This is a genomic window from Micromonospora sp. CA-240977 (genome assembly GCF_050942285.1).
Lineage (GTDB): Bacteria > Actinomycetota > Actinomycetes > Mycobacteriales > Micromonosporaceae > Micromonospora.
Genome location: NZ_CP192055.1, coordinates 360,993 through 386,301, shown reverse-complemented (window position 1 = coordinate 386,301; position 25,309 = coordinate 360,993). Strand labels below are relative to the sequence as shown.

Annotated in this window: 23 protein-coding genes; all 23 read right to left on the bottom strand. The window is 70.2% G+C overall.

The annotated features are described in order from the left end of the window. Positions 1–16: 16 nt before the first annotated feature. The 23 genes from ACQPWW_RS01900 to paaD all read right to left on the bottom strand — a co-directional run bounded on the left by ACQPWW_RS01900 (position 17) and on the right by paaD (position 25,304). Complete coding sequence (locus tag ACQPWW_RS01900) at positions 17–1,102, bottom strand: polyprenyl synthetase family protein (RefSeq protein WP_433128497.1); 1,086 nt, start codon at positions 1,100–1,102, stop codon at positions 17–19. Between the two features lie 90 nt (positions 1,103–1,192). After that, complete coding sequence (gene nuoN / locus ACQPWW_RS01895; protein WP_433128495.1) at positions 1,193–2,746, bottom strand: NADH-quinone oxidoreductase subunit NuoN; 1,554 nt, start codon at positions 2,744–2,746, stop codon at positions 1,193–1,195. Then, positions 2,743–4,275, bottom strand: coding sequence for an NADH-quinone oxidoreductase subunit M (locus ACQPWW_RS01890; protein WP_433128493.1), 1,533 nt, complete (start codon positions 4,273–4,275; stop codon positions 2,743–2,745). Before ACQPWW_RS01890 ends, nuoN begins: the two co-directional genes overlap by 4 nt. Before the next feature lie 64 nt (positions 4,276–4,339). Continuing rightward, on the bottom strand, positions 4,340–6,265 hold the full coding sequence (gene nuoL, locus ACQPWW_RS01885; protein WP_433128491.1) for an NADH-quinone oxidoreductase subunit L: 1,926 nt from the start codon (positions 6,263–6,265) through the stop codon (positions 4,340–4,342). A 12-nt stretch (positions 6,266–6,277) separates the two neighbouring features. After that, positions 6,278–6,595, bottom strand: a complete 318-nt coding sequence (gene nuoK / locus ACQPWW_RS01880; protein WP_088951135.1) for an NADH-quinone oxidoreductase subunit NuoK — start codon at positions 6,593–6,595, stop codon at positions 6,278–6,280. Beyond that, complete coding sequence (locus ACQPWW_RS01875; protein ID WP_433128488.1) at positions 6,595–7,365, bottom strand: NADH-quinone oxidoreductase subunit J; 771 nt, start codon at positions 7,363–7,365, stop codon at positions 6,595–6,597. The genes nuoK and ACQPWW_RS01875 overlap by 1 nt, the downstream gene beginning before the upstream one ends. Beyond that, positions 7,362–8,003 carry an NADH-quinone oxidoreductase subunit NuoI gene (gene nuoI, locus ACQPWW_RS01870; RefSeq protein WP_433128486.1) on the bottom strand — a complete coding sequence of 214 codons (642 nt, stop codon included), beginning with the start codon at positions 8,001–8,003 and terminating at the stop codon, positions 7,362–7,364. Before nuoI ends, ACQPWW_RS01875 begins: the two co-directional genes overlap by 4 nt. A gap of 1 nt (position 8,004) precedes the next feature. Continuing rightward, positions 8,005–9,357: an NADH-quinone oxidoreductase subunit NuoH gene (gene nuoH, locus ACQPWW_RS01865; RefSeq protein ID WP_433128485.1), complete on the bottom strand. Its 1,353-nt coding sequence runs from the start codon at positions 9,355–9,357 to the stop codon at positions 8,005–8,007. Continuing rightward, complete coding sequence (locus tag ACQPWW_RS01860) at positions 9,354–11,861, bottom strand: NADH-quinone oxidoreductase subunit G (protein ID WP_433128483.1); 2,508 nt, start codon at positions 11,859–11,861, stop codon at positions 9,354–9,356. Before ACQPWW_RS01860 ends, nuoH begins: the two co-directional genes overlap by 4 nt. Continuing rightward, positions 11,861–13,177, bottom strand: coding sequence for an NADH-quinone oxidoreductase subunit NuoF (gene nuoF, locus ACQPWW_RS01855; RefSeq protein ID WP_357068630.1), 1,317 nt, complete (start codon positions 13,175–13,177; stop codon positions 11,861–11,863). Before nuoF ends, ACQPWW_RS01860 begins: the two co-directional genes overlap by 1 nt. Continuing rightward, complete coding sequence (gene nuoE / locus ACQPWW_RS01850; protein WP_433128480.1) at positions 13,174–14,340, bottom strand: NADH-quinone oxidoreductase subunit NuoE; 1,167 nt, start codon at positions 14,338–14,340, stop codon at positions 13,174–13,176. The genes nuoF and nuoE overlap by 4 nt, the downstream gene beginning before the upstream one ends. A gap of 52 nt (positions 14,341–14,392) precedes the next feature. Next, a complete protein-coding gene (locus ACQPWW_RS01845; RefSeq protein WP_355027401.1) occupies positions 14,393–15,718 on the bottom strand; it encodes an NADH-quinone oxidoreductase subunit D in 1,326 nt (441 codons plus the stop codon). Continuing rightward, positions 15,715–16,452, bottom strand: a complete 738-nt coding sequence (locus ACQPWW_RS01840) for an NADH-quinone oxidoreductase subunit C (protein ID WP_357805124.1) — start codon at positions 16,450–16,452, stop codon at positions 15,715–15,717. Before ACQPWW_RS01840 ends, ACQPWW_RS01845 begins: the two co-directional genes overlap by 4 nt. Further along, positions 16,449–17,126 carry a NuoB/complex I 20 kDa subunit family protein gene (locus ACQPWW_RS01835; protein ID WP_357404631.1) on the bottom strand — a complete coding sequence of 226 codons (678 nt, stop codon included), beginning with the start codon at positions 17,124–17,126 and terminating at the stop codon, positions 16,449–16,451. Before ACQPWW_RS01835 ends, ACQPWW_RS01840 begins: the two co-directional genes overlap by 4 nt. 14 nt (positions 17,127–17,140) lie before the next feature. Then, positions 17,141–17,506: an NADH-quinone oxidoreductase subunit A gene (locus ACQPWW_RS01830; RefSeq protein ID WP_007454588.1), complete on the bottom strand. Its 366-nt coding sequence runs from the start codon at positions 17,504–17,506 to the stop codon at positions 17,141–17,143. Positions 17,507–17,641: 135 nt separating this feature from the next. Continuing rightward, positions 17,642–18,919, bottom strand: coding sequence for a geranylgeranyl reductase family protein (locus ACQPWW_RS01825; RefSeq protein ID WP_433128477.1), 1,278 nt, complete (start codon positions 18,917–18,919; stop codon positions 17,642–17,644). 139 nt (positions 18,920–19,058) lie between these two features. Then, the gene (locus ACQPWW_RS01820) at positions 19,059–19,283 is read right to left on the bottom strand and encodes a hypothetical protein (RefSeq protein WP_355027404.1); all 225 of its coding nucleotides are present in this window, start codon (positions 19,281–19,283) and stop codon (positions 19,059–19,061) included. A gap of 79 nt (positions 19,284–19,362) precedes the next feature. Further along, a complete protein-coding gene (locus ACQPWW_RS01815; protein WP_433134076.1) occupies positions 19,363–20,010 on the bottom strand; it encodes a demethylmenaquinone methyltransferase in 648 nt (215 codons plus the stop codon). Positions 20,011–20,221: 211 nt separating this feature from the next. Then, positions 20,222–21,550 carry an LPXTG cell wall anchor domain-containing protein gene (locus ACQPWW_RS01810; RefSeq protein WP_433128474.1) on the bottom strand — a complete coding sequence of 443 codons (1,329 nt, stop codon included), beginning with the start codon at positions 21,548–21,550 and terminating at the stop codon, positions 20,222–20,224. 421 nt (positions 21,551–21,971) lie between these two features. Next, the gene (gene mqnC / locus ACQPWW_RS01805) at positions 21,972–23,162 is read right to left on the bottom strand and encodes a cyclic dehypoxanthinyl futalosine synthase (RefSeq protein WP_433128472.1); all 1,191 of its coding nucleotides are present in this window, start codon (positions 23,160–23,162) and stop codon (positions 21,972–21,974) included. A gap of 143 nt (positions 23,163–23,305) precedes the next feature. Next, the gene (locus tag ACQPWW_RS01800; RefSeq protein ID WP_433128470.1) at positions 23,306–23,707 is read right to left on the bottom strand and encodes a hypothetical protein; all 402 of its coding nucleotides are present in this window, start codon (positions 23,705–23,707) and stop codon (positions 23,306–23,308) included. Continuing rightward, the gene (paaE, locus tag ACQPWW_RS01795) at positions 23,704–24,813 is read right to left on the bottom strand and encodes a 1,2-phenylacetyl-CoA epoxidase subunit PaaE (protein WP_433128468.1); all 1,110 of its coding nucleotides are present in this window, start codon (positions 24,811–24,813) and stop codon (positions 23,704–23,706) included. The genes ACQPWW_RS01800 and paaE overlap by 4 nt, the downstream gene beginning before the upstream one ends. Beyond that, on the bottom strand, positions 24,810–25,304 hold the full coding sequence (paaD, locus tag ACQPWW_RS01790) for a 1,2-phenylacetyl-CoA epoxidase subunit PaaD (RefSeq protein WP_433134073.1): 495 nt from the start codon (positions 25,302–25,304) through the stop codon (positions 24,810–24,812). Before paaD ends, paaE begins: the two co-directional genes overlap by 4 nt. Between the last annotated feature and the right edge of the window lie 5 nt (positions 25,305–25,309).

The window sequence follows — 25,309 nt, the reverse complement described above, 5'->3', positions numbered from 1 at the left end:
GACGGAACGGGTGGGGTCAGCCGGTGCGGTCGGCGATGTAGTCGCAGAGCGACTCGAGCGCCTGCCGGGACGGGCCCTGCGGAAGCGGGCCCAGGCGCGCGCGGGCGTCCTCGGCGTAACTGCGCACGGTCTCCCGGGCGCGCTTGAGCGCCGGGCTCTCCCGCAGGAGCCCCAACGCCTCCGCGTGCAGCGCGTCGTCGGTCAGCGGGCCGGTCGCCAGGATCTCCCGCAGCCGCACCGAGGACGCGTCGGCGTCGTCCGCCGCGCGAGCGTAGAGCACCGGCAACGTCGGGACACCCTCGCGCAGGTCGGTGCCGGGGGTCTTGCCCGACTGACCCGACTCGGAGGCGATGTCCAGCAGGTCGTCGGAGAGCTGGAACGCGACACCGATCGTCTCGCCGTAGCCCGCGAGGGCATCGACGTGCTCAGCGGGGGCGCCACCGAACATCCCGCCGAACCGGGCCGACGTGGCGATGAGCGAGCCGGTCTTCTCGGCGATCACGTGCAGGTAGTGGGTCACCGGATCGTCGCCGACGCGCGGACCGACGGTCTCCGCGATCTGACCGTGCACCAGCCGGGCGAAGGTGCGGGCCTGCAACCGGACCGCCTCCGGGCCCAGATCGGCGGCGATGTCCGCCGCCCGGGCGAACAGGTAGTCGCCGACCAGGATGGCGACCGAGTTGGTCCAACGAGAGTTCGCGCTCGGCGCGCCCCGACGGACGGCAGCCTCGTCCATCACGTCGTCGTGGTAGAGGGTGGCCAGGTGGGTGAGCTCCATCACCACGGCGGCCGGAACCACCTGCGCGCCGCTGGGGTCACCGAACTGGGCGCCGAGCGCCACCAGCAGCGGCCGGAAGCGCTTCCCGCCCGCTTCCAGAAGGTGCCGGGCGGCCTCGCTGACGAACGGGTCGGCGCTTGCCACACTGGCCCGCAGCTCGACCTCGACCGTGTCCAGCACACCCAGCACGGACGCCTCGACGCGAGGATCGGCAAGGTGCAGGCCGAGCGCACCGAACTGACTCGTGCTCGCCCGACCCCGCCGACCGCCGGAGCCGGAGGAACCTGAACGCTCGCCCGCCGGATTCACCACGCCATCAACCATGCCACACCCGTTCTACCTGCTCCGGGCCGGGGATACGCACCGGGGGTCGGCACGTGGACACGCGCCAACCCCCGGTGATCGATCCCTCGCTCATCGAACGAATTCGGCAGCTCCGGTCGCCAGATCCAGCAGCGGCGCCGGGGCGACACCCAGCACCAGGGTCGCCAGCACACCGATCATCAACGCGGCGGAGGTGAGCCCACCGGGCACGGTGACGGTCGGGGTGGACTCGCCCGGCTCGGACAGCCACATCATCACCACGACCCGCAGGTACGGGAACGCCAGCACCATGCTCGTCAGCACACCGGCGATCACCAGCCAGGTCTGGCCACCTTCCAGCGCCGGCCCGAAGACCGCGAACTTGCTCATGAAGCCGCTGGTCAGCGGGATACCGGCGAAGGCCAGCAGGATGAAGGTGAACAGGGCGGCGAAGAACGGCGAGCGGCGGCCCAGCCCGGCCCAGCGGGACAGGTGGGTGGCCTCCCCGTCCGCGTCGCGCACCAGGGTCACCACCGCGAACGCGGCGAGCACCGAGAAGCCGTACGCGACCAGGTAGAACATCGTGCCGGCCAGCCCGTCACGGCTCGGCGCCAACACCCCGACCAGCAGGTAGCCGGCGTTGGCGATCGAGGAGTACGCGAGGAGCCGCTTGATGTCGGTCTGGGTGACCGCGAGCACCGCGCCGATCAGCATGGTCAGCACCGCCACCACACCGAGGACCGGGGTGAAGTCCCAGTTGGCGCCGGCGAACGCGACGTGGAAGACACGCAGCAGGGCACCGAACGCGGCGACCTTGGTGCAGGCCGCCATGAAACCGGTGACCGGGGTCGGCGCGCCCTGGTAGACGTCCGGGGTCCAGACGTGGAACGGCGCCGCCGCGGCCTTGAAGAGCAGGCCGATGGCGAGCAGCGCCATGCCGGCGAAGAGCAGCACCTGGCTGGCGGGTGACTCGGTCACCGCCGCGTTGATGGTGGCGAAGTCGACGCCGGCCACCCGGCCCGGGATGCCGGAGGTGAAGCCGTAGATCAGCGCCACGCCGAACAGGAAGAACGCGGAGGCGTACGCGCCGAGCAGGAAGTACTTCATCGCGGCCTCCTGACTCAGCAGGCGGCGGCGACGGGCCAGCGCGCAGAGCAGGTAGAGCGGCAGGGAGAAGACTTCCAGCGCGATGAACATGGTCAGCAGGTCGTTCGCCGCCACGAAGATCAGCATGCCGCCGATCGCGAACGTGGTGAGCGGGTAGACCTCGGTGAGGCCGTTGCGCCCCTCGGCCTGCCGCCGGTCGTCGGCCGACTCGGCCGTCACCGCGGCCTGGGCGACGAACGCCCCGCCCAGCTCGACCGAGCGGTCACCGATCAGCAGCAGCGCCATCGCGGCCAGCACCAGGATCGCGCCCTGGAGGAACAGCGTCGGACCGTCGATCGCGAGGGCCTGCCCGGCGGTGATCATGCGCTCGTCGGAGTTGAGCACCACCATGGTCAACGCCGCGAGCACCGCCAACAGCGCCAACGTCAACTGCACGACGTGCCGCCAACGCCGGGGCACGAAGGCCTCGACGAGCACGCCGAGCAGGGCGGTGGTCAGCATGATCAGGATCGGGGAGAGCGCCGCGTAGTCGATCGACGGCAGTTTGAAATCGGTCACTTTGCCGCCTCCTGGACGGTGCCGACCGACGGGGCCGGGTCGGTTCTGCCGATGTCGTCCATAGTCGCCTGGACGGCCGGGTTGATCACGTCAGTGACCGGCTTGGGGAAGAAGCCGAGCAGCACGATCAGTGCGATAAGTGGAGCGACAACGACCTTCTCACGCAGGTTGAGGTCCCGGCGCATGCCGTCGACCTCGGTGAGCGTCGGGTTGAGAGTGCCCTGGGTGGTGCGCTGCACCATCCACAGCACGTACGCGGCGGCCAGGATGATGCCGAGCGTGGCGATGATCGCGACCGGCTTGTTCACAGTGAAGGTGCCGATCAGCACCAGGAACTCGGAGATGAACGGCGCCGTACCGGGCAGCGCGAGCGAGGCGAGACCGGCGAAGAAGAGCACCCCGGCGAGCACCGGGACCAGCTTGCCGGCGCCACCGAAGTCGCTGATCAGCGCGGAACCACGCCGGGAGATCAGCATGCCCACCACCAGGAACAGCAGGCCCGTCGCCAGACCGTGGTTGAGCATGTAGAGCACCGCGCCGGTGCCGGCCTGGGTGGTGAAGGCGAAGATGCCCACCCCGATGAAACCGAAGTGCGCGATCGAGGTGTACGACACCAGCCGCTTGAGATCGTTCTGACCGACCGCCAGCAGCGCGGCGTAGACGATGCCGATCACGCCCAACGCCAGCGCCCACGGCGCGAACCACTTCGACGCCTCCGGGAACAGCGGCAGGCAGTAGCGCAGGATGCCGAACGTGCCGACCTTGTCCAGCACGCCGACGAGCAGGGCCGCGGCGCCCGCCGGGGCGGCGCCACCGGCGTCCGGCAACCAGGTGTGGAACGGGAAGAACGGCGCCTTGATGGCGAACGCGAGGAAGAAGCCGAGGAACAGCCACCGCTCGGTGCCGGTGCTGATGTCGATCTCCGACAGGGCCTGCCAGTCGAAGGTCTTGCCACCGACCACCCACAACCCGATCACGGCGGCCAGCATGAACAGACCGCCGACGAGCGAGTAGAGGAAGAACTTCACCGCCGCGTACTGCCGCTGGTGGCCGCCGTAGCTGCCGATCAGGAAGTACATCGGGACCAGCATGACCTCGAAGAACACGTAGAACAGGAAGACGTCGGCGGCCGCGAAGACGCCGATCATCGTGCACTCGAGGACCAGCAGCAGCGCGAAGTAGACGGGCACCGACCGCTTCGAGGACTCCGCGTCATGCCAGGAGGCCAGGATCACCAGCGGCACCAGCACCGCGATCAGCATCAGCATCACCAACGCGATGCCGTCCGTGGCGAAGGTGAAGCTGACGCCCCAGTCCGGGATCCACGAGTACGACTCGCGGAACTGGAACCGCTTGCCGCCGGCGTTGAAGCTGACCCACATCGCCACCGAGAGCGCCAGCACCAGCAGCGACCAGACGAACGCCACCTGCTTGGCCAGCTCCGGCCGACGGCGCGGCAGGAAGGCCACCACCAGGGCGCCCACCAGTGGCGCCACGGTGAGCACCGAGAGGAACGGGAAGTTGGACATTATGCGGCCTTACCTCCGTCGTCACTGCGTGGTCCGCCGGCGGGGGCGGCCGGGAACAGGTCGATCACGCCAACCACCCCGCCTGCACCGCCAGGAACGCCGCCATCACCAGCAGCGCACCGGCCAGGATCGAGGTGGCGTACGAGCGGACGAAGCCGGTCTGCATCCGCCGGAGCCGGCCCGAGCCACCGCCGACCGCGGCGGCGAGCCCGTTGACCAGCCCGTCGATCCCCCGGTTGTCGAGGTAGACCAATGCCCGGGTGAGGAAGATGCCCGGCTTCTCGAAGACCGCCTCGTTCACCGCGTCCGCGTACAGGTTGCGCCGGGCGGCGGTGACCAGCACCCCGGCCGGCTGCGGCGCGGTGGCCGTACCGGCCCGGAACAGGAACCAGGCCAGCCCCGCGCCGAGCACTGTCACCAGCAGCGACAGCGTGGTGATCACGGCGTGCGAGAGGACCGGCTCGTGTTCCGCGTGCTCGCCGCCGAGGCCCGCGGTCGCCGTCAGCCAGTCCGGCACCGACGTGGAGAGCAGGAAACCAGCGCCGACCGAACCGGCCGCCAGCAGGATCAGCGGGATGGTCATCAACGTCGGCGACTCGTGCGGGTGTTCGATGTCGTCGGTCCAGCGCTTCGGACCGTGGAAGGTGAGCACGAACAGCCGGGTCATGTAGAACGCGGTCAGCCCCGCGCCGAGCAGCGCCGCCCCGCCGAAGAGCCAGGCGGTCCAGTCCTCCCGCTCGAAGGCGGCCACGATGATCGGCTCCTTGGAGAAGAAGCCGGAGAACGGGAACATGCCGATGATGGCCAGCCAGCCCATCATGAAGGTCAACCAGGTGACCTTCATGTACGTCGACAGCCCGCCGAAGCGGCGGATGTCGACCTGGTCCTTCATCCCGTGCATCACCGAGCCGGCGCCCAGGAACATGTTGGCCTTGAAGAACCCGTGCGCCAGCAGGTGCACGATGGCCAGCGCGTACGCGCCGCCGCCGAGGCCGACACCGAGGAACATGTAGCCGATCTGGCTGACCGTCGACCAGGCGAGCACCCGCTTGATGTCGTCCTTGGCCGCGCCGATGATGCAGCCCATCAGCAGGGTGAGCGCGCCGACGCTGACCACCACGAGCTGGAGCGTCGAGTTGGCGGAGAAGACCGGGTTGGACCGGGCGATCAGGTAGACACCCGCGGTGACCATGGTGGCGGCGTGGATGAGCGCCGACACCGGAGTGGGGCCCTCCATCGCGTCCGGCAACCACGCCTGGAGCGGGAACTGACCGGACTTGCCGGCCGCGCCGAGCAGCAGCAACAGACCGAGGACCAGCACCGTGGCGCCGGTCAGCGAGCCGACACCGTTGAACACCTCGTCGTACTGGGTGGTGCCCAGGGTGGCGAACATGATGAAGATCGCGATGGCCAGGCCGGCGTCGCCGACCCGGTTCATCAGGAACGCCTTCTTGCCGGCGGTGGCCGCGCTCGGCCGCTCGTACCAGAAGGAGATCAGCAGGTACGACGCCAGACCGACGCCCTCCCAGCCGACGTAGAGCATCACGTAGTTGTTGCCAAGCACCAGCAGCAGCATCGCCGCGACGAACAGGTTGAAGTACGCGAAGAACCGACGACGGCCGGCGTCGTGCGCCATGTACTCCACCGCGTACAGGTGGATCAGGAAGCCCACCCCGGTGATCAGCAGCACGAAGACCGCGGCCAGCGGGTCGAACAGCAGGCCGAAGTCGACCCGCAGGTCACCGACGGCGATGAAGTCCCAGAGGCTCAGCTCGACCGACTTGTTCTCCAGGCCGCGAAGCTGGAAGAAGAACGTCAGGCCGAGCACGAACGCGGCACCGATGGCGGTGACGCCCAACCAGTGCCCCCAGCGGTCGGCCCGGCGGCCGAGCAGCAGCAGGATGGCCGCGCTGAGCAGCGGGATCGCCACCAGCAGCCAGACGCCCCCGAGCAGCCCTGAGGCCTGGGCGTATTCCACAGTCTCTTCCACCGGTGGACCCCTCTAGTACTTGAGCAGGTTGGCGTCGTCGACACTCGCCGAGCGTCGCGTCCGGAAGATGGACATGATGATCGCGAGCCCGACCACGACCTCGGCCGCCGCCACCACCATCACGAAGAACGCCATGATCTGACCGTTGAGGTCACCGTTGATCCGGCTGAAGGTGACCAGCGTCAGGTTGGCCGCGTTGAGCATCAGCTCCACGCACATGAACAGCACGATCGCGTTGCGCCGGATCAGCACCCCGGCGGCGCCGATGGTGAACAGCACCGCGGCGAGGACGAGGTAGTAGGTCGGCTCGACCGAGAAGAACGTTCCCATTACTTGTCCGTCCCCTTCAGCGAGGTCTCCTCGGCGGTCAGCTCGCGCTGCGGAAGGATCGCCGGGGTGCTGCGGTCGGTCAGGCGGCCGTCGGGCAGCCGCGCGGGGGTGGCCACCGACGAGGAGGTCGCGAAGACACCGGGGCCCGGCTTCGGACCGGGGTAGTTGCCCGGGGCGAAGCGTGCCCGCATCGTCGACACCTGGTCGACCTTGTCCTGCTTCCGCCGCTCGACGTGGGCCAGCACCATGGCGCCGACCGCAGCGGTGATCAGCAGCGCCGAGGTCAGCTCGAACGCGAAGACGTACTTGGTGAACAGCAGCCGGGCGATGCCCTGCACGTTCCCCTCCGCGTTGGCCCGCTCCAGGCCGACCGCGGTGGTGCCGTCCAGCGCCTGGTAGAGGCCGGTGGCGACCAGGCCGGCGAAGCCCAGCCCGAGCACTATCGCGGCGACCCGCTGGCCGCGCAGCGTCTCGATCAGCGAGTCCGTGGAGTCGCGACCGACGAGCATCAGCACGAAGAGGAACAGCATCATGATCGCGCCGGTGTAGACGATGATCTGCACCATGCCGATGAACGGACCGGCCTGGAGCACGTAGAACACGCCCAGGCAGAGCATTGTCAGCACCAGCCACAGCGCCGAGTGCACGGCATTGCGCGCGGCCACCATCCCGACCCCGCCGATCAGCGCGAGCGGGGCGAGGATCCAGAAGGTGACCGCCTCGCCGGTGGAGACCGAACCGGCGGCGGCGAGCACCGTAGACGTGGTCATACTCCCTCTCCCTTGCCGGCCGCGACGCGCTGGGCGGCCTGCTCGGCGCCCGGGAACGTCACGCCAGGGTGCTCCTCGACCTGGTAGCGGCCCGGACCCATCGGGGAGGTCTCCGCACCGGCGGAGGTGCCCGGGTTGTCCAACGCGCCGACGTAGTAGTCCTTCTCGCTGTCACCGAGCCGCATCGGGTGCGGTGGCTGCTCCATGCCCTCCAGCAACGGCGCGAGCAACTGCTCCTTGGTGAAGATCAGGTCCTGCCGGTTGTCCCGGGCCAGCTCGTACTCGTTGCTCATGGTGAGCGACCGGGTCGGGCAGGCCTCGATGCACAGCCCGCAGAAGATGCAGCGGGCGTAGTTGATCTGGTAGATGCTGGCGTACCGCTCACCCGGCGAGAAGCGCTGCTCGTCGGTGTTGTCGCCACCCTCTACATAGATCGCGTCCGCCGGGCAGGCCCAGGCGCACAGCTCACAGCCGATGCACTTCTCCAGGCCGTCCGGGTGCCGGTTGAGGATGTGCCGCCCGTGGTAGCGCGGCGCCGACACCGGCGGCTTGAACGGGTAGTCGGTCGTGACGACCTTCCTGAACATGTGCGAGAAGGTGACACCGAATCCCTTGAACGTTCCGGTGATCGCGCCCACGTCACACCTCCCTGGAGTCCGAGCCGGCAACGATGTTGGCCGGCTCCCGCTCGGCGACCACGCGCGTGATGCGCGGGCTCGGTGGTACCTGAAGATCCATCGGTGGCAGCGGGAAGCTCCCGTACGGCCGGTTGTCGACCTGCTCCTGCGTCGTCGGCTGCGGCTTCGGACGCCGGCTGGGCCAGAAGATCGTGGTGATCAGCAGGATGCCGGCCGGAATGCCGACGGCGATCATTTTGCCGCGCGAGTCCCAGTCCTCGATGGAGCGCAGGCCCGACAGGACCAGGATCCAGACCAGGTTGATCGGCAGCAGCACCTTCCAACCGAGGCGCATGAACTGGTCGTAGCGCAGCCGGGGCAGCGTGCCGCGCAGCCACACGAAGACGAAGACCAGCGCGATCACCTTGCCGAAGAACCAGAGCATCGGCCACCAACCGGAGTTGGCGCCCTCCCACAACGTGATCGGCCAGGGCGCCCGCCAACCGCCGAGGAACAGCGTGGTGGTGACCGCGGACATGGTCACCATCGCGACGTACTCGCTGAGCATGAAGAGCGCGAACTTCAGCGAGCTGTACTCCGTCATGAAGCCGGCGACCAGCTCGGACTCGGCCTCGGGCAGGTCGAACGGCGCCCGGTTGGTCTCACCCACGGTGGCGATGAAGAAGATGACGAAGCTGGGCAGCAGCAGGATCGCGTACCAGCCCGGCGCCGGGATCGTCTGACCGAAGAGGCTCAGCTCGGTGCCGTGCGCCTGCTTCGCGACGATCCCGCTGGTGCTCATCGTGCCGGCGGTCATGAAGACCGCCACGATGGAGAGCCCCATGGCGACCTCGTAGGAGATCATCTGGGCGCTCGACCGCAGGCCGCCGAGGAGCGGGTACGTCGAGCCGGAGGCCCAGCCGCCCAGCACGATGCCGTAGACGCCCATCGACGAGCAGGCCAGCAGCAGCAGCACCGCCACCGGCACGTCGGTGACCTGCAACGGCGTGTGGTGGCCGAAGATGCTCACCATCGGGCCGAACGGCACCACCGACAGGGCGGTGACCGCGCAGATCACCGAGATGGTCGGGGCGAAGAAGTAGACGACCTTGTCGGCCGCCTTCGGCAGGATGTCCTCCTTGAAGGCCATCTTCAGGCCGTCGGCGAGGGTCTGCAGCAGGCCGAACGGGCCGACCTGGTTGGGGCCGGGCCGCACCTGCATGTAGCCGACCACGCGCCGCTCGAACCAGACACCGAGCAGCGTGGCCAGCAGACCGAAGGCGAACGCGAAGACGATCTTGCCGAGAACCAGCCACCACGGATCCCTGCCGAAGTCGGCAAGCGTCGGATCCTGGGCCAGGTAGATCGGACTCACTGGTTACCCCCGGAGTTGAGGAGCGGACCCGGGAGACCGGTCTCGTCGGCCGCCACGCGTCCGGCCGGGATGGCCGTACTCGGTGCGGGAACGGAGATCCGGACGACCGCTCCGGACGTCGCCCCGAGGCTGCGTCGCACGGTCGAGCCGGGTGAGTTGGTCGGCAGCCAGACAACACCGTCCGGCATCTCGGTGAGCTCGGCCGGCAGGGTCAGTGCCCCCCGGTCGGTGCCGACCGTGACCGCGTCGCCGTCGGCGACACCGAGCGCGTCGGCGGTGCCCTTGCCCAGCCGCACCACCGGCGGACGAGCGGTGCCGGCGAGGTTCTCGTCACCCTCGGTCAGGCTGCCGAGGTCCACCAGTTGGTGCCAGGTGGACAGCACGGCTTCCCCGGCGCCGGGCTGCGGCACCCGGGCCGGCGCCACCGACGGCGCGGACGGCCGCGACGTACGCGTCGCCGGCAGCGCGCCCAGCTCGCGACGCACGCTCGGCACATCAGCGGTGCCGAGCCGCACGTCGAGCAGCGCGGCCAGCGCGTCGAGCACCCGACCGTCGGTCATCGCGGCAGTGGTCAGCACCGCCTCGAACGGGCGCAGCCGACCCTCCCAGTCCAGGAAGCTGCCGGCCTTCTCGGCCACCGGGGCGATCGGCAGCACCACGTTCGCCCGCCGGGTCACCGCGGTGGGGCGCAGCTCCAGGCTGACCAGGAACGGCACGGCGTCCAGGGCGGCCTCGGCCAGTCGCGGGTCGGCCAGGTCGGCCGGGTCGACACCGCCGACGACCAGGGCACCGAGCTGCCCGTTGGCCGCGGCGTTGAGGATCCCGTCGGTGTCCCGACCGGCCTGGCTCGGGATCACCCCGGCCGGGATGTCCCACGCCTCACCCAGCTCGGCGCGGGCGGCCGGTTCGTTGACCAGGCGTCCACCGGGGAGCAGGTTGGGCAGGCAGCCCGCGTCGACGGCGCCGCGGTCACCCGCGCGCCGCGGCACCCAGGCCAGCTTCGCGCCGGTACGCCGGGCCACGTCCGCCGCGGCGGAGAGCCCGCCCGGCACACTGGCCAGCCGCTCGCCGACGATCAGGATCGCGCCCGGCGCGCTCAGCGCCTCGGCGACGGTCGCGTGCTCGGCGAGCACGCTGGCCTCCTCGCCCGGCACGACCCGGGCCAGCTTGGCGCCGAGCTTCTCCAGGCCGCGGGTGGCGAACGGCGCCAGCGCGTACACCGTCAGGGTCTTCTTCAGGTACGCCTTGCGCAGCCGCAGGAAGAGGATCGGACACTCCTCCTCCGGCTCCAGGCCGACAAGCACCACCGCCGGCGCGTTCTCCACGTCGGTGTAGGTGACGTCGGTAACCCCGGCGACCGAGCTGGCCAGGAAGTCGGCCTCCTCGCGGGAGACCGGCCGGGCCCGGAAGTCGATGTCGTTGGTGTTCAACGCGACGCGGGCGAACTTCGCATACGCGTACGCGTCCTCGACGGTGAGCCGGCCGCCGGTGAGCACCGCCGTGCCCTGCCCGCCCTCCCGGGCGGTGTGCAGGCCCTCGGCGGCCACGGTGAGCGCCTCACTCCAGGACGCCTCGCGCAGCTCACCGGTGCGCTCGTCGCGGACCAGCGGGGTGGTGAGCCGGTCGGTGGCCCGGGTGTACTGGAAGCCCCACCGGCCCTTGTCGCAGTTCCACTCCTCGTTGACCGCCGGCTCGTCGCCGGCCAGCCGGCGCAGCACCTTGCCGCGTCGCCAGTCGGTGCGCTGCCCGCAGCCCGCCGAGCAGTGCTCGCAGACGCTCGGGCTGGAGACCAGGTCGAACGGGCGGGCCCGGAACCGGTACTGCGCACCGGTCAGCGCGCCCACCGGGCAGATCTGCACAGTGTTGCCGGAGAAGTAGGAGTTGAACGGAACGTCGCCGGCGTCGCCCTCCTCGCCGTACGCGTCGTCCCGGTAGATGTTGATCTCCTCGGCGGACGACCGGCCCATCAGGTCGATGAACTTGTCGCCGGCGATCTCCTCGGAGAACCGGGTGCACCGCTGGCAGAGGACACAGCGCTCGCGGTCCAGCAGCACCTGGCTGCTGATCGCCATCGGCTTCTCGTACTCCCGCTTGTGCTCGTGGAAGCGCGAGTCGGTGCGGCCGGTGGACATCGCCTGGTTCTGGAGCGGGCACTCGCCGCCCTTGTCACACATCGGGCAGTCCAGCGGGTGGTTGAGCAGCAGCAGCTCCATCACCCCCTCCTGCGCCTTCTTGGCGACCGGCGAGGTGAGCTGGGTCCGGACGACCATGCCGTCGGCGACGGTCTGGGTGCAGGAGGCGACCGGCTTGCGCTGCCCCTCCACCTCGACCAGGCACTGCCGGCACGCGCCGGCCGGGGCCAGCAGCGGGTGGTCGCAGAACCGGGGGATCTCGGTGCCCATCTGCTCGGCGGCCCGGATCAGCAGCGTCCCCTTGGGGGCGGTGACCTCGACGCCGTCGATGGTGAGCGTGACGGTCTCGGTCTGCTTGGCTACGTCGGTCATCAGTGCGCCCCTACCAGGGTCTTCTCCGACAGCTTGGGTGCGGTACGTCCCTCGATGTAGTCGAGGTAGTCCTGCTTGAAGTACTGCAGTGACGAGGTCACCGAGCTGGTCGCGCCGTCACCGAGGCCGCAGAACGAGCGGCCCAGGATGTTGTCGCAGGTATCCAGCAGCGTGTCCAGGTCCTCGTGGGTGCCCTGACCGGCGAGGATCCGCCGGTAGACCCGGACCATCCAGTAGTTGCCCTCCCGGCACGGGGTGCACTTGCCGCACGACTCGTGGTGGTAGAACTCCAGCCACCGGTACGTCGCGTAGACCGGGCAGTCCTGGTCGGAGAAGATCTGGGTGGCGGTGGTGCCGAGGATCGAGCCGGCCGCCGCCACGCCCTCGAAGTCCAGTGGCACGTCCAGGTGCTCGGCGGCGAGCAACGGGGTCGACGATCCGCCCGGGGTCCAGAACCGCAGGTTGTGGCCGGGCTGCATGCCACCGGCCAACTCCAGCAGCTCGCGCAGCGTGACGCCCATCGAGCACTCGTACTGACCCGGGTTGACGATCCGGCCGGACAGCGAGTAGATCATCGGCCCGGAGGACTTCTCGGTGCCCATGGACTTCCACCAGTCGGCCCCGCCGAGCACGATCGGCGGCACGCTGGCGATGGTGCCGACGTTGTTGACCACCGTCGGGCTCGCGTACAGGCCGTGGGTGGCCGGGAACGGCGGGCGCAGCCGGGGCTGGCCCCGGAACCCCTCCAGCGAGTCCAGCAGCGCCGTCTCCTCGCCGCAGATGTACGCCCCGGCACCGGAGTGCACCACCAGCTCCAGGTCGTAGCCGCTGCGCAGGATGTTCCGGCCGAGGTAGCCCTTGTCGTACGCCTCCTGGACCGCGTTGCGCAGCCGGCGCGCGGCGTGCACCGCCTCGCCCCGGATGTAGATGTAGGCGCGGCTGGCCCGGATCGCGTACGACGCGATGATCACGCCCTCGACCAGCGCGTGCGGGTCGTGGGTCATCAGCGGCAGGTCCTTGCAGGTGCCCGGCTCGCCCTCGTCGGCGTTGACCACCAGGTAGTGCGGCTTGCCGTCGCCCTGCGGGATGAAGCCCCACTTGAGGCCGGTGGGGAAGCCGGCGCCACCGCGACCGCGCAGCCCCGAGTCCTTGATCAGCTGGATCAGGTCGTCCGGGTGGGCCTTGAGCGCCTTGCGCAGTGCGGCGTAGCCGTCCAGTTGCTCGTAGGTGCCGATACGCCAGGCGTCCGGCGACAGCCAGCGCTTGGTCAGCACCGGCGTCAGCTTGGCCACGGTCTCCGGGCGGGGAGTTGTCACTTCTGGGCCCCCGTTTCGTTCGCGTCCGCCGGTCCGGCGCCGTCGGCGTCCGTGCCGGCCTTCGCTTCGGTGAGGTTGCGCTCCTGCGCCCCGGCCTCGTCGCCGGCGGGCTTGCCGTCGCCGGCCGGCGGGTTGGCCGCCACGCCGGCGGCCTCGGCCGGCTGTGCGTCCCGAGCCGCGGGCGCGGTGCCGTCCGCCGGGACCTTGGTGCCCGGGGCGTCCGGCACCGCAGTGCCCGCGTCCGGCTGCCGGGTCTCGGCGGTACGCACCTGCGGCGACTTGTCGTCCGGTGCCTTCACGTCCGGGGCGGTGCTGCCGGTCGCGGCGGCGGCCGGTGCCGGCTCGCCGACGCCGGCGTTGCCGGGCGTCGGCGCGGAGGCGCCGTCGCCGCCCTTGACCGGGGCCGCGCTGGCCTCGACGGGCGCCGGCTTGGCGGCCTCCGCCTTCGCCTTCGCCTCGGCGGCGGCCTTGTCCGCCTCCGCCTTGCTCCGGATCGGGGTGTTCGGGTCGAAGCCCGGCACCGAGACGCCGTGCTGCTGGGCCAGCCGCAGCCCGCGCAGGGTCGGCTCGCCCGGCCCACCGTCGGCGACCGCGCCGTCCCGCTCGTCGGCGAAGCCGGCGAGCTGCACCGCCATCTCCTTGAGCGTGCAGAGCCGGGCGCCGCGGGTCGGCATCGGCCGCCCGCCCGCCCGCAGCTCGTCGACGACACCGACCGCGGTGGAGGAGTCCACGCCGTCGAAGAAGTCGTAGTTGACTGTCATCACCGGGCCGTAGTCGCACGCCGCCAGGCACTCGGCGTGCTCCAACGTGATGGTGCCGTCGGCGGTGGTCTCGTCGTGCCCGACGCCGAGGTGCGCGGAGAGGGTGTCGTAGACCTCCTGACCGCCGAGCACGTTGCACATGGTGTTGGTGCAGACGCTGACCAGGAAGTCACCGGTCGGCTTGCGCTTGTACATCGTGTAGAAGGTGGCCACCGCGCCGACCTGGGCCTTGTTCAGCCCCAGCACCTCGGCGCAGAACGCGACGCCGGCCGGGGAGACGTACCCCTCCTGGGCCTGGACCAGGTGCAGCAGCGGCAGCAACGCCGAGCGGGACCGGTCCGCCGGGTAACGAGCGATGATCTCGCGCGCCCGCTCCCGGGTCTCTTCAGTGAAAACACTCATCAGCGTCGCCTTCCGTTCGCGACTGCGGGGCTCGCAAGCTCACTCCTCGCACTCACCTGTCACAACCCCCCATGACCGGGTCCAACGAGGCGCCGCCGGCGATCACGTCGGCGATCAGGCCTCCCTCGGCCATCGCCGGGAGGGCCTGGAGGTTGACGAAGCTGGGCTCCCGGTAGTGCACCCGGTACGGCCGGGTGCCACCGTCGGAGACCGCGTGCACGCCCAACTCGCCGCGGGGCGCCTCGATGGCGACGTACACCTGGCCGGGCGGAACCCGGAAGCCCTCGGTCACCAGCTTGAAGTGGTGGATCAGCGACTCCATCGACTGGCCCATGATCTTCGCGACGTGCTCCAGCGAGTTACCCATGCCGTCCACGCCGATGGCGAGCTGCGCCGGCCAGGCGATCTTGCGGTCGGCGACCATCACCGGGCCCGGACGGAGCCGGTCCAGGGCCTGCTCGACAAGCTTCATCGACTCCCGGATCTCGGCGAGCCGGACCTGGTAGCGACCCCACACGTCACCGTCGGGGTGGGTCGGCACGTCGAACTCGTACGTCTCGTAGCCGCAGTACGGCATGGTCTTGCGCAGGTCCCAGGCGAGGCCGGCGGAGCGCAGCACCGGGCCGGTGATGCCGAGGGCCACGCAGCCGGTCACGTCCAGCACCGCGACGTTCTTCGTCCGCTCGGTCCAGATCGGCTGGCCGGAGAGCAGGTCCTCGTACTCCTTGAGCTTCTTCGGCATCATCTTGAGGAACTCGCGGATCTTGACGATCGCCGCGTCCGGCACGTCCTGCGCCACGCCGCCCGGCCGGACGTACGCGTGGTTCATCCGCAGGCCGGTGATGGTCTCGAAGATGTCGAGGATGTACTCCCGCTCGCGGAAGCCGTACAGCATGATCGAGATCGCGCCCAGCTCCATGCCGGTGGTGGCCAGCCAGACCAGGTGCGACGAGATCCGGTTGAGCTCCATCATCAGCACGCGGATGGTGGTGGCCCGCTCGGTGATGTCGTCGGTGATGCCGAGCAGCTTCTCGACAGCGAGGGCGTACGCCGTCTCGTTGAAGATCGGGGCGAGGTAGTCCATCCGGGTGACGAACGTCGAGCCCTGAACCCAGTTGCGGTATTCGAGGTTCTTCTCGATGCCGGTGTGCAGGTAGCCGATGACGGATCGGGCCTCGCGGACCGTCTCGCCCTCCAGCTCCAGGATCAGCCGCAGCACCCCGTGCGTGGACGGGTGCTGCGGACCCATGTTGACGACGATCCGCTCGTCGTTGATCGGGTCCGTGCCCGAGACGATGGTGTCCCAGTCCCCACCGGTGACGGTGAAGACCCGACCCTCGTCGGTCTCGCGCTCGCTGGCGTAGTTCGACGTCGTCACTGGTACGACCTCCGGGTGTCCGGCGGCTGGATCTCCGCGCCCTTGTACTCGACGGGGACGCCGCCGAGCGGGTAGTCCTTGCGCTGCGGGTGGCCCTCCCAGTCGTCCGGCATGAGGATCCGGGTCAGGTTGGGGTGGCCGTCGAAGACGATGCCGAACATGTCGTACGCCTCCCGCTCCTGCCAGTCCGCCGTCGGGTAGACGGCGGTCACGCTGGGCAGGTGCGGCGCCTCGACGGAGACCGCGGCCTCCAGCCGGACCCGCCGCCGGTAGGTCATCGAGGTGAGCAGGTAGACCACGTGCAGCCGGCGCTCGTCGGCGCCCAGGTAGTCCACGCCGGACACCGAGGAGCACAGCTCGAACCGCAGCGCCAGGTCGTCCCGCATCACCTGGCAGACCTCGGCGATGCGTTCCGGGCGGACGTGCAGGGTCAGCTCGCCCCTGTCGACAACGACCTTCTCGATCGCGTCACCGAAGGCCGGGTACGCCTCCTCCAACGCGTCGCGGACCTCGTCGAAGTAGCCCCCGTACGGACGGGACGCCTCCTCGATGGGCTGGCGCTGGCGGACGAGGCCGCCGTAGCCGGACACGTCGCCGGTGCCCTGGTTGCCGAACATCCCGCGACCGGCCGGGCTGGCCGGCGGGTATTCGGCCGGGGCGGTGCCGCTGGCGCCGGCCGGCGTGACCGGCACCGGCACCCCACCGTCGTTGGGCTTGTCCGTGGGTGACGTCATTTGGGGCCTGCCTGCGGGTGGAGGTGGTTCTGAGCGTTCATCCAGTTCTCGATCCGCAACTGCTCCTCGCGGCCCTCGCGGACCGCCTTGGTCCACTCGGCGCGGCGGGCCTTGTCGCTGCGGTACGAGGAGGGCATGGAGCCGTAGGGCACGACCGGAACGTCGCCGCGCTCCTGCCGGGCGGCGAGCATCTTGCGGCCGTTCGGCCCCAGCGGCTCATACATGATCTTCTCGCGGAGCTTGAGGATCGCGTCGATGAGCATCTCCGGCCGGGGCGGGCAGCCGGGCAGGTACATGTCGACAGGCACCACGTGGTCGACGCCCTGCACGATCGCGTAGTTGTTGAACATGCCGCCGCTGCTGGCGCAGACGCCCATGGAGAGCACCCAGCGGGGCTCGGCCATCTGGTCGTAGATCTGGCGCAGCACCGGGGCCATCTTCTGACTCACCCGGCCGGCCACGATCATCAGGTCGGCCTGCCGGGGGGACGCCCGGAAGACCTCCATGCCCCAGCGGCCCATGTCGTAGTGCGGACCACCGGCGGCCATCATCTCGATGGCGCAGCAGGCCAGGCCGAAGGTGGCGCCCCACACGGACGACTTCCGGGACCAGTTGACCAGCTTCTCCACCGAGGTGAGCAGGACGCCGGCGGGAAGCTTCTCCTCGATGCCCATCTGACGTTCCTTCCTCAGTCCCAGTCCAGGCCGCCGCGCCGCCACACGTAGGCGTACGCAACGAAGACCGCGACGATGAACAGGACCATCTCCACGAAGCCGAAGATCGGCAGGGCGTCGAACGAGACCGCCCAGGGGTAGAGGAAGATGATCTCGATGTCGAAGACGATGAAGAGCATCGCCGTCAGGTAGAACTTGATCGGGAACCGGCCGCCGCCGACCGGCTGCGGGCTGGGCTCGATGCCGCACTCGTAAGCCTCGAGTTTGGCCTTGTTGTAGCGACGGGGACCGGCGAAGCGGGCGGCGCCCACGGAAAACAGCGAGAACGCCGCGGCGAGGGCGAACAGCCCGATGATCGGTGCGTAAGGCGAGAGCGACATCGTTTTCTCCTGCTCGTCCTTCCCTGCCCTCGGTGCTTGACGAAAATCACACTATTCACGTCCCTCGCAGTGGCAGTCGGCGGGGGTCGATCTTTGTCAGCGTCGGGGCCGTGACCAGCACCGATGCCGTCCTACTTATACGGCTGGCGCGGCCTTCGTCATCGCGTTGATGACCCGGTCCATCGCGTCTCCGCCGCGCGGGTCGGTCAGGTTGGCCAACAGCTTGAGCACGAAACGCATCAGCGTCGGGTGCGGCATGCCGTGTTTGGTGGCGATCCGCATGATCTCCGGGCGGCCGATCAGTTTCACGAAGATGCCGCCCAACCGGTAGTAACCGCCGAGGCGGGCCTTCAGCTCGTTCGGGTACGCCATCAGCGCCCGCTCCCGCTCCGGACCGGCCGGCCGGGCGAGGGCCTGGACCATGACCTCCGCGGCCAGCTCGCCGGACTCCATGGCGTACGCGATGCCCTCGCCGTTGAACGGGTTGACCATGCCGCCCGAGTCGCCGACCAGCAGCACCCCTCGGGTGTAGTGGGGCACCCGGTTGAAGCCCATCGGCAGCGCGGCGCCGAGGATCGGACCGTCGGCGTTCGTCTCGTCGGTCATCCCCCAGTCTTCCGGGGTGTTGGCGAGCCAGTCGGTGAGCAGCCGGCGGTAGTTGGTCTTGCCGAACGCCGAGGACGAGTTGAGCACCCCGAGGCCGACGTTGACCCGCCCGTCGCCCAGGCCGAAGATCCAGCCGTACCCGGGCAGCAGGTTGTCGCCGCTGTCCTTGCTGCGCAACTCCAGCCAGGACTCCAGGTAGTTGTCCTCGTGCTTGGCCGGCGAGCGGTAGTAGCGGCGGACGGCCACGCCGATCGGCCGGTCCTCCCGCTTGGCCAGCCCGAGTGCGAGCGGGAACCGGCCGGAGACCCCGTCGGCCGCGACGACAAGCGGGGCGTGGAACGTGGTCGGCTCCTTGCCCGGGCCGACCTCCGTCTCGACGCCGGTGACCCGGCCGTCACCGTCGAGCACCGGGCCCAGCACGTTGACGTTGGTGCGCAGCTTGGCACCGGCGGCCACCGCCCGCTGGGCGAGCAGGTCGTCGAAGTCCAGCCTCGTGCGCACCAGGCCGTAGTTGGGGAAGCTGGCGAGCTCGGGCCAGTCCAGCTCCAGACGCACCCCACCGCCGATGACCCGCAGGCCACGGTTGTGCAGCCAGCCGGCCTCGGGCGAGGTGTCCACACCCATCCGGACGAGCTGGCGCACCGCACGCGGGGTCAACCCGTCGCCGCAGACCTTCTCGCGGGGGAACTCGGTCTTCTCCAACAACAGCACCCGTACGCCGTGCCGGGCCAGGTGGTACGCAGTAGCTGATCCACCGGGACCGGCGCCCACGACAATGACATCGGCGTCGTGTTCCACCGGGGTCATTCGCGCCTCCTCCCGCACGCTCGTGAAATGCTTCACAAGCCAGACGGGACGAGTGTATGACCGGCGTCATACCTGCGCAGGATCAGGGGTACCTAACTCGCCGATGTGACAGCCCTCGACCGTCCACAGCGGTCGAGTGTCAGGCCGGGCTGGGGGCGTCCAGACCCGCATCGACCCGGATGGCCTCCGGCAGATGCTCCCGGAGCGCCCCACCCGCCGCCCGGTCGAGCGCGGCCAACACCTCGGCGACCACCTGCCGGACCTCCACCGGATCGGCTCCCGCCAACGCGCGCAGTTGCGCGACGAGTTCGGCCGCGTCATCGTCGGTGGCGGCCACCGGGTCCGCCGGGTCTGCTCCGGTCATGCGAACGAGCGTACGGGGCAAAGTGGACCAAAGACCGATATTCACGAAACCTGAATATTGTCCGCGTCGGTCGTGCCGACTACTCGCGGATCCCCCGGTGCAGGGCCACCACACCACCGGTCAGGTTGCGCCACGCCACCCGTCCCCACCCGGCCGCGGCGACGCGGCCGGCCAGCGCGGCCTGCGCCGGCCAGACCCGCACCGACTCGGCGAGGTAGACGTACGCGTCGGGGTTGCTCGACACCGCTCGGGCGACCACCGGCAGCGACCGCATCAGATACGACAGGTAGACCGTCCGGAAGACCGGGTTGACCGGGGTGCTGAACTCGCAGATCGCCAACCGCCCACCCGGCCGGGTGACCCGGGCCAACTCCCGCAGGGCCGCGTCGGTGTCGCTGACGTTGCGCAGCGCGAAGGAGATGGTCACCGCGTCGAAGCTGGCGTCGGCGAACGGCAGCCGCAGCGCGTCGCCGGCCAGCAACGGCACCTCGGGACGGGCCCGCTTGCCGGCGTACAGCATGCCCAACGACAGGTCGGCCCCCACCGCGTACGCCCCGGACTGCGCCAGCTCCCGGGTCGAGACGCCGGTGCCCGCGCCGACGTCCAGCACCCGCTCGCCCGGCCGCAGCCCGAGCGCCGCCCGGGTGGCCCGACGCCAGGACCGGTCCTGGCCAAAGGAGATCACCGTGTTGGTGAGGTCGTAGCGCTCCGCCACGCCGTCGAACATCGCGGCGACCTCGTGCGGCTGCTTGTCCAGACTGGCGCGCTGGCCCTGCGGGGAACGGCTCACCCCTCCACTCTGCCAGTCGCCCGCCAACCGGGTGCGGCGCCCCCCGGCACGCGAAGGGGCGGGGTGGTCGCCCACCCCGCCCTCGCGTCGTACCGGCGTCCGGACGCCGACTGCCAGCGCCGCTGTCAGTCGGTCGGCACCGCCGCTGTCAGTCCGTCGGCGTCTCGTCGCTCGGGGCGACCAGGACCACCTTGCGCCGGCGGGAGAGCACCAGCAGCGCACCGCCCACCAGCAGGATGATGCCGCCGATGCCGCCGATCAGGCCGACCTGCACACCCGTCACCGGCAGGCCACCGCCACCGGAGCCGCCACCACCGGCGGCCGGCGTCGTGCTCGCGCCCGGCGTCGTGCTCGCGCCCGGCGTCGTGTTCGCGCCCGGCGTTGGCGTACCACCCGGACTGGGCGTACCACCCGGCGTCGGGGTGGCCGTCCCGCCCGGGGTCGGCGTGGCGGTGGGCGTCGGGGTGGCCGTGGGGGTCGGGGTCGGCTGCGTGGTCAGGTCGACGAAGACGTCGAAGATCGCCTGGTTGTCGCCCTCGTCGACCTCGGTGAAGGCCTTGCGCTGGGCGCTGGTCGCCGGCTCGGGCCGCTCCTCGGCCTGACCCGTCGCACCGTCGAGACCCTGCGCGACCAGCTCACCAACCCGCAGCACCGGCTTGGTGACGTTCGCGCCCACCGTGACCCTGACGTCCGCCGTGTAGTACTCGCCGGGCTTGATCACCGCGCCGTCGTCCTGGCAGAGCGCCTGGGCGACACCGCCGAAGGTCTGCGACGTGCAGGTGTCCGGCAGCGTGGCGAAGGTGACGCCGGCCGGGAGCGTGAGCACGTAGGACAGGCCGGTGGCCTGGCGGCTGCCGTCGTTGTAGACCGCCCAGTCCACCGGCACCGTCTCGCCGCGCCGGACCGGCCGGAGGTTGGGGTCATCGCCCTGGACGCCGTTCACCACGACGTTCGCGTAGACGTCCTGCACCCAACTGGTCAGGTCGTAGCCCGGCTTGCCGACGGTGATGTCGTGCTCGACAGTGTTGTCCTTGCGGTTGGGGTCGGCGGTGGTCGACTTGATGGTGACCACCAGCGTGCCGGCCTCGCCGCGCGCGCCGGTGGAGAAGAGCGGGATGCCGAAGTCCTCGCTGGTGCCGGCCGGCAGGTCGCCGAGCGGGCAGGTGAACGTCTTGCCCTTCACCTGGCAGCCGTCGGGCACGACGACCCCGATCACGCTGTTCAGCATGTTGCTGGTGTCCACGGTGTAGCTGACACCCTTGGCGGCGACCGTGCTCCGGGTGTTGTCGACAAGGAACTTGAACGGCTTGGCCTTGGCCGCCTTGACGCCCTTGGCCAGCTCGGAGCTGAGCGGCACGAGTGCCAGATCGGCCTGGTCGGCGGCCTGCGCCGGGGCGGCCACGGTGGCCAGGCCACCGGCCGCGAGCACTGCCACAACGCCAGCGCGGGCCAGGGCCGAGCGGTGGAACGCTGTCATCGGTCCCCCGGGGGTAGGGAAAGAAAGATTGGTTGCGGAACGAGCGGACGCTATCGGAGGTCGATCACGCACGCCACCGTGCGCGGCCCATTTCATCCGTCCGGCCCGGGGTCCGCAGACGGTACGGGCGGGATGGTCACCCATCCCGCCCGTACCGCCGTGCGTTATATGAACGACCCACAACGGGCCGATGGAGGACCGCCCACGAACACCATCAGACCACCCGCCACCAGCACGATCGCGATGATTCACCGATCGTCGTGGTGACGGATACGAGCCGGGACGCTATCCGCCGACGATCACCTTCACCACCCCGCGCCGGACAGCCTGACGCTGCGGCGGCCGGGACCACCCGTACCGCCGGGGTGAGCCGGCGGGAGCATGAGCCTCGATCAGCCGAACGGCCGGGCGTCGGGCCTCGTCAGTTGACGTCGACAAGTGGCAGGGATCGGCCCGCGCCACCGCCGGGAAGCGCGATCGAGGAGAAGTGCGAGACCACCCGCTCGTCGGTCGGGTCGTCGGCCGGCGTGTGGTGCACGGCGAGCCGGTTGTAGAGGGTGTCGCGCTGCGCGGGGATCCGGTCCGCCGAGCGGATCATGCCGATCAGCTCGTGCAGGTTGGAACGGTGCCGCGCGCCGGCGGAGGAGATCACGTTCTCCTCCAACATGATCGAGCCGAGGTCGTCCACGCCCATGTGCAACGAGAGCTGCCCGACGTCCTTGCCGGTCGTCAGCCAGGACGCCTGCAGGTGCGGCACGGTCTCGAAGAAGAGCCGGGCCACCGCGACGAGCCGCAGGTATTCCAGGTTGGTGGCCTGGGTGCGGCCCTTGAGGTGGTTGTTCTCCGGCTGGTACGTCCACGGGATGAAGGACCGGAAGCCACGGGTGCGGTCCTGCACGTCCCGGATCATCCGCAGGTGCTCGATCCGCTCGGCGTGCGTCTCGCCGGTGCCCATCATCATGGTGGCGGTCGACTCGATGCCCTGCCGGTGCGCCAGCTCCATGACCTCCAGCCAGCGCGCGCCCGACTCCTTCAGGGGCGCGATCGCCTTGCGGGGCCGCTCCGGCAGCATCTCCGCGCCGGCGCCGGCGATCGAGTCCAGGCCGGCGGTCTTGATCCGGGCGATGGCCTCGTCCAGGCTCACCCCGGAGACCTTCGCCATGTGCAGGATCTCGCTGGGGCCGATCGAGTGGATGACAAGCTGCGGGTACGCCTGCTTGACCGAGGAGAACAGCTCCTCGTAGTACTCCACGCCGTAGTCCGGGTGGTGCCCGCCCTGGAGCATCACCTGGGTGGCGCCCAGCTCGACCGCCTCGCCGCACCGGCGCAGGATCTCCTCGGTCGGGTGGGTCCACCCTTCCTGGTGCTTGGGAGCGCGGTAGAACGCGCAGAACTTGCACGCCGTCACACAGACGTTCGTGTAGTTGATGTTGCGATCGATCAGGTACGTGACGACGTTGTCCGGGTAGCGCCGCCGACGCACCGCGTCCGCCGCCTCGCCCAACGCGTGGAAGGGCGCCTCGGTGTAGAGCAGCAGTGCCTCCTCGGGCGTGATCCGCCCGCCGTCCGCGCCACGCTGCAGGATGTCGTCGATCTCCCGGCTCACCGTCACACCCCGAGCCTACGTCGCCCGATCAGGGGCTGGCATTCCGCTCTGTCTCCCGTGACGCGCACCCCAGGCGGCACTCCGACACGGCGAGCTGTCCGGCGGGTTGATCCAGGGCAACGCACAGTCTCGGCGGCGACCGGGGCTACTCAGCTTTCGCGTACCTCGACGGGTATGCCGTAGGTGTCCCGCAGCTCCGCCGCGAACTCCGGTCCCGCCCACGCCGGCACGTACGCCTGCCACCACGGCTGCTCGGAGCGCCCCGGCATCGGCCGCGCGGAGAGCACCGCGCGGAACCGCTCGTCCGCCGCCTCGATCCGCTCCCGGACCCACCCCATCTGCGGAAAGCCGGACAGCCGTTCGTCGGTCAGCACCCGCTCGATGGCGTCGCGGACGCTGAGGTCGAACCAGTACTCGTCGAGGTTGTCGTGATAGCCCTCCTCGCAGAACTCGACGAACTGCTCCCACCCCTCCACGTAGCCGGTCGGCCGCCGTCCCCCGGTGACCTCGGCGAACCGCTCGACGAACTCCCTGTCGTTCGGCGTCGTCATGCGTCGTAGTCGACGGTGAGCTTGTCGGTGGTGGGGCTGGACTGGCAGGTCAGCACGTAGCCGGCGGCCAGTTCGTCGGGCTCCAACGCGTAGTTGCGGGCCATCGTGACAGCGCCGTCGACGACCTTCGCCTTGCAGGTCGAGCAGACGCCACCCTTGCAGGCGTACGGCAGCTCACCCCGCACCTTCAGCGCGGCGTCCAGCACCCGTTCCTCGCGACCCATCGTGAAGCTCGACGACCGGCCGTCCAGCACGATGGTCACCTCGGCCCCGGCGCCCGCCTGGTCCACCGGACGGCGCACCGGCTCCGGCGGCGCGTCGACGTGGAACAGCTCGGTGTGCACCGCCGACTCGGGCAGCCCGCGCGCGGTCAGCACGTCCCGAACGTCCACCACCATGGCGTACGGGCCGCAGAGGAACCACTCCTCGATCACGTCGCCCGGCACGATGGTGCCCAGCAACCGGCCCAGCCGCTCGGCGTCGATCCTCCCGGAGAGCAGCGCCGACTCGCCCTGCTCCCGGGACAGCACGTGCACCAGGTGCAGCCGGGTGGGATAGCGGTCCTTCAGATCGGCCAGCTCCTCGGCGAACATCACGGTGTTCGCCGTGCGGTTGCCGTACACCAGGGTGAAGGTGCTGGCCGGCTCGACGGCCAGCGCGGTCGCGACAAGCGCGAGCACCGGGGTGATGCCGGAGCCGGCGACGACAGCGCCGTAGTGCCGCACCCGGTCGGGCGCGAACGCCGTGGTGAAGGTGCCCAACGGCGGCAGCACCTCGACCGTGTCGCCACCACGCAACGCCCCGCACGCGAACGCCGAGAACGCGCCGCCGGGAATCTCCCGGACCCCGATCCGCAACCGGCCGTGCCGGGCCAGATCGTCGGGCGTCGAGCAGATCGAGTACGACCGGCGCACGTCCGTGCCGTCCTCGGCCACGCGCCGCACGGTGAGGTGCTGGCCGGCGCGGAACGCGAAGGTCTCCCGCAGATCCTCGGGTACGGCGAAGGTCACCGCGACCGCGTCGTCGGTGAGCCGGTCGACGGCCGCGACCGACAGCGGATGGAAGACCGGCCGGCGGCGGACCGGGCGGGTGATGGTGACAGTCACAGCGCCTTCAGGTGGTCGAAGGGTTCGGAGCAGGAACGGCACCTCCACAGCGCCTTGCACGCGGTGGAGCCGAACCGACTGACCTGCTCGGTCTCCGGTGAGCCGCACTGCGGGCAACGGACCGCGAGGGTCAACGGGACGACACCGGCGGCGGGCACCGGGGCCGGTGGGGCGATCCCGGCCGCGGCGAGCTTGGCCCGTCCACCGTCGGAGATCCAGTCGGTGCTCCACGGTGGGCTGTAGACGGTGCGGACCTCGGCGTCGGGGTGGCCGGCGACCGCCAGCGCACGGCGGATGTCGGTGCGGATCACGTCCATCGCCGGGCAACCGGTGTAGGTCGGGGTGATGGTGACGGTGACCCGACCGCTTGTCGGGTCCTCCTCGACCGCCCGCAGGATGCCCAGCTCGGCAACGGTGATCACCCGGATCTCCGGGTCCACGACGCTGGCGGCGGCGTCCCACGCGCTCGCCGTGCCGCCGTCGGCGAACACCGGGC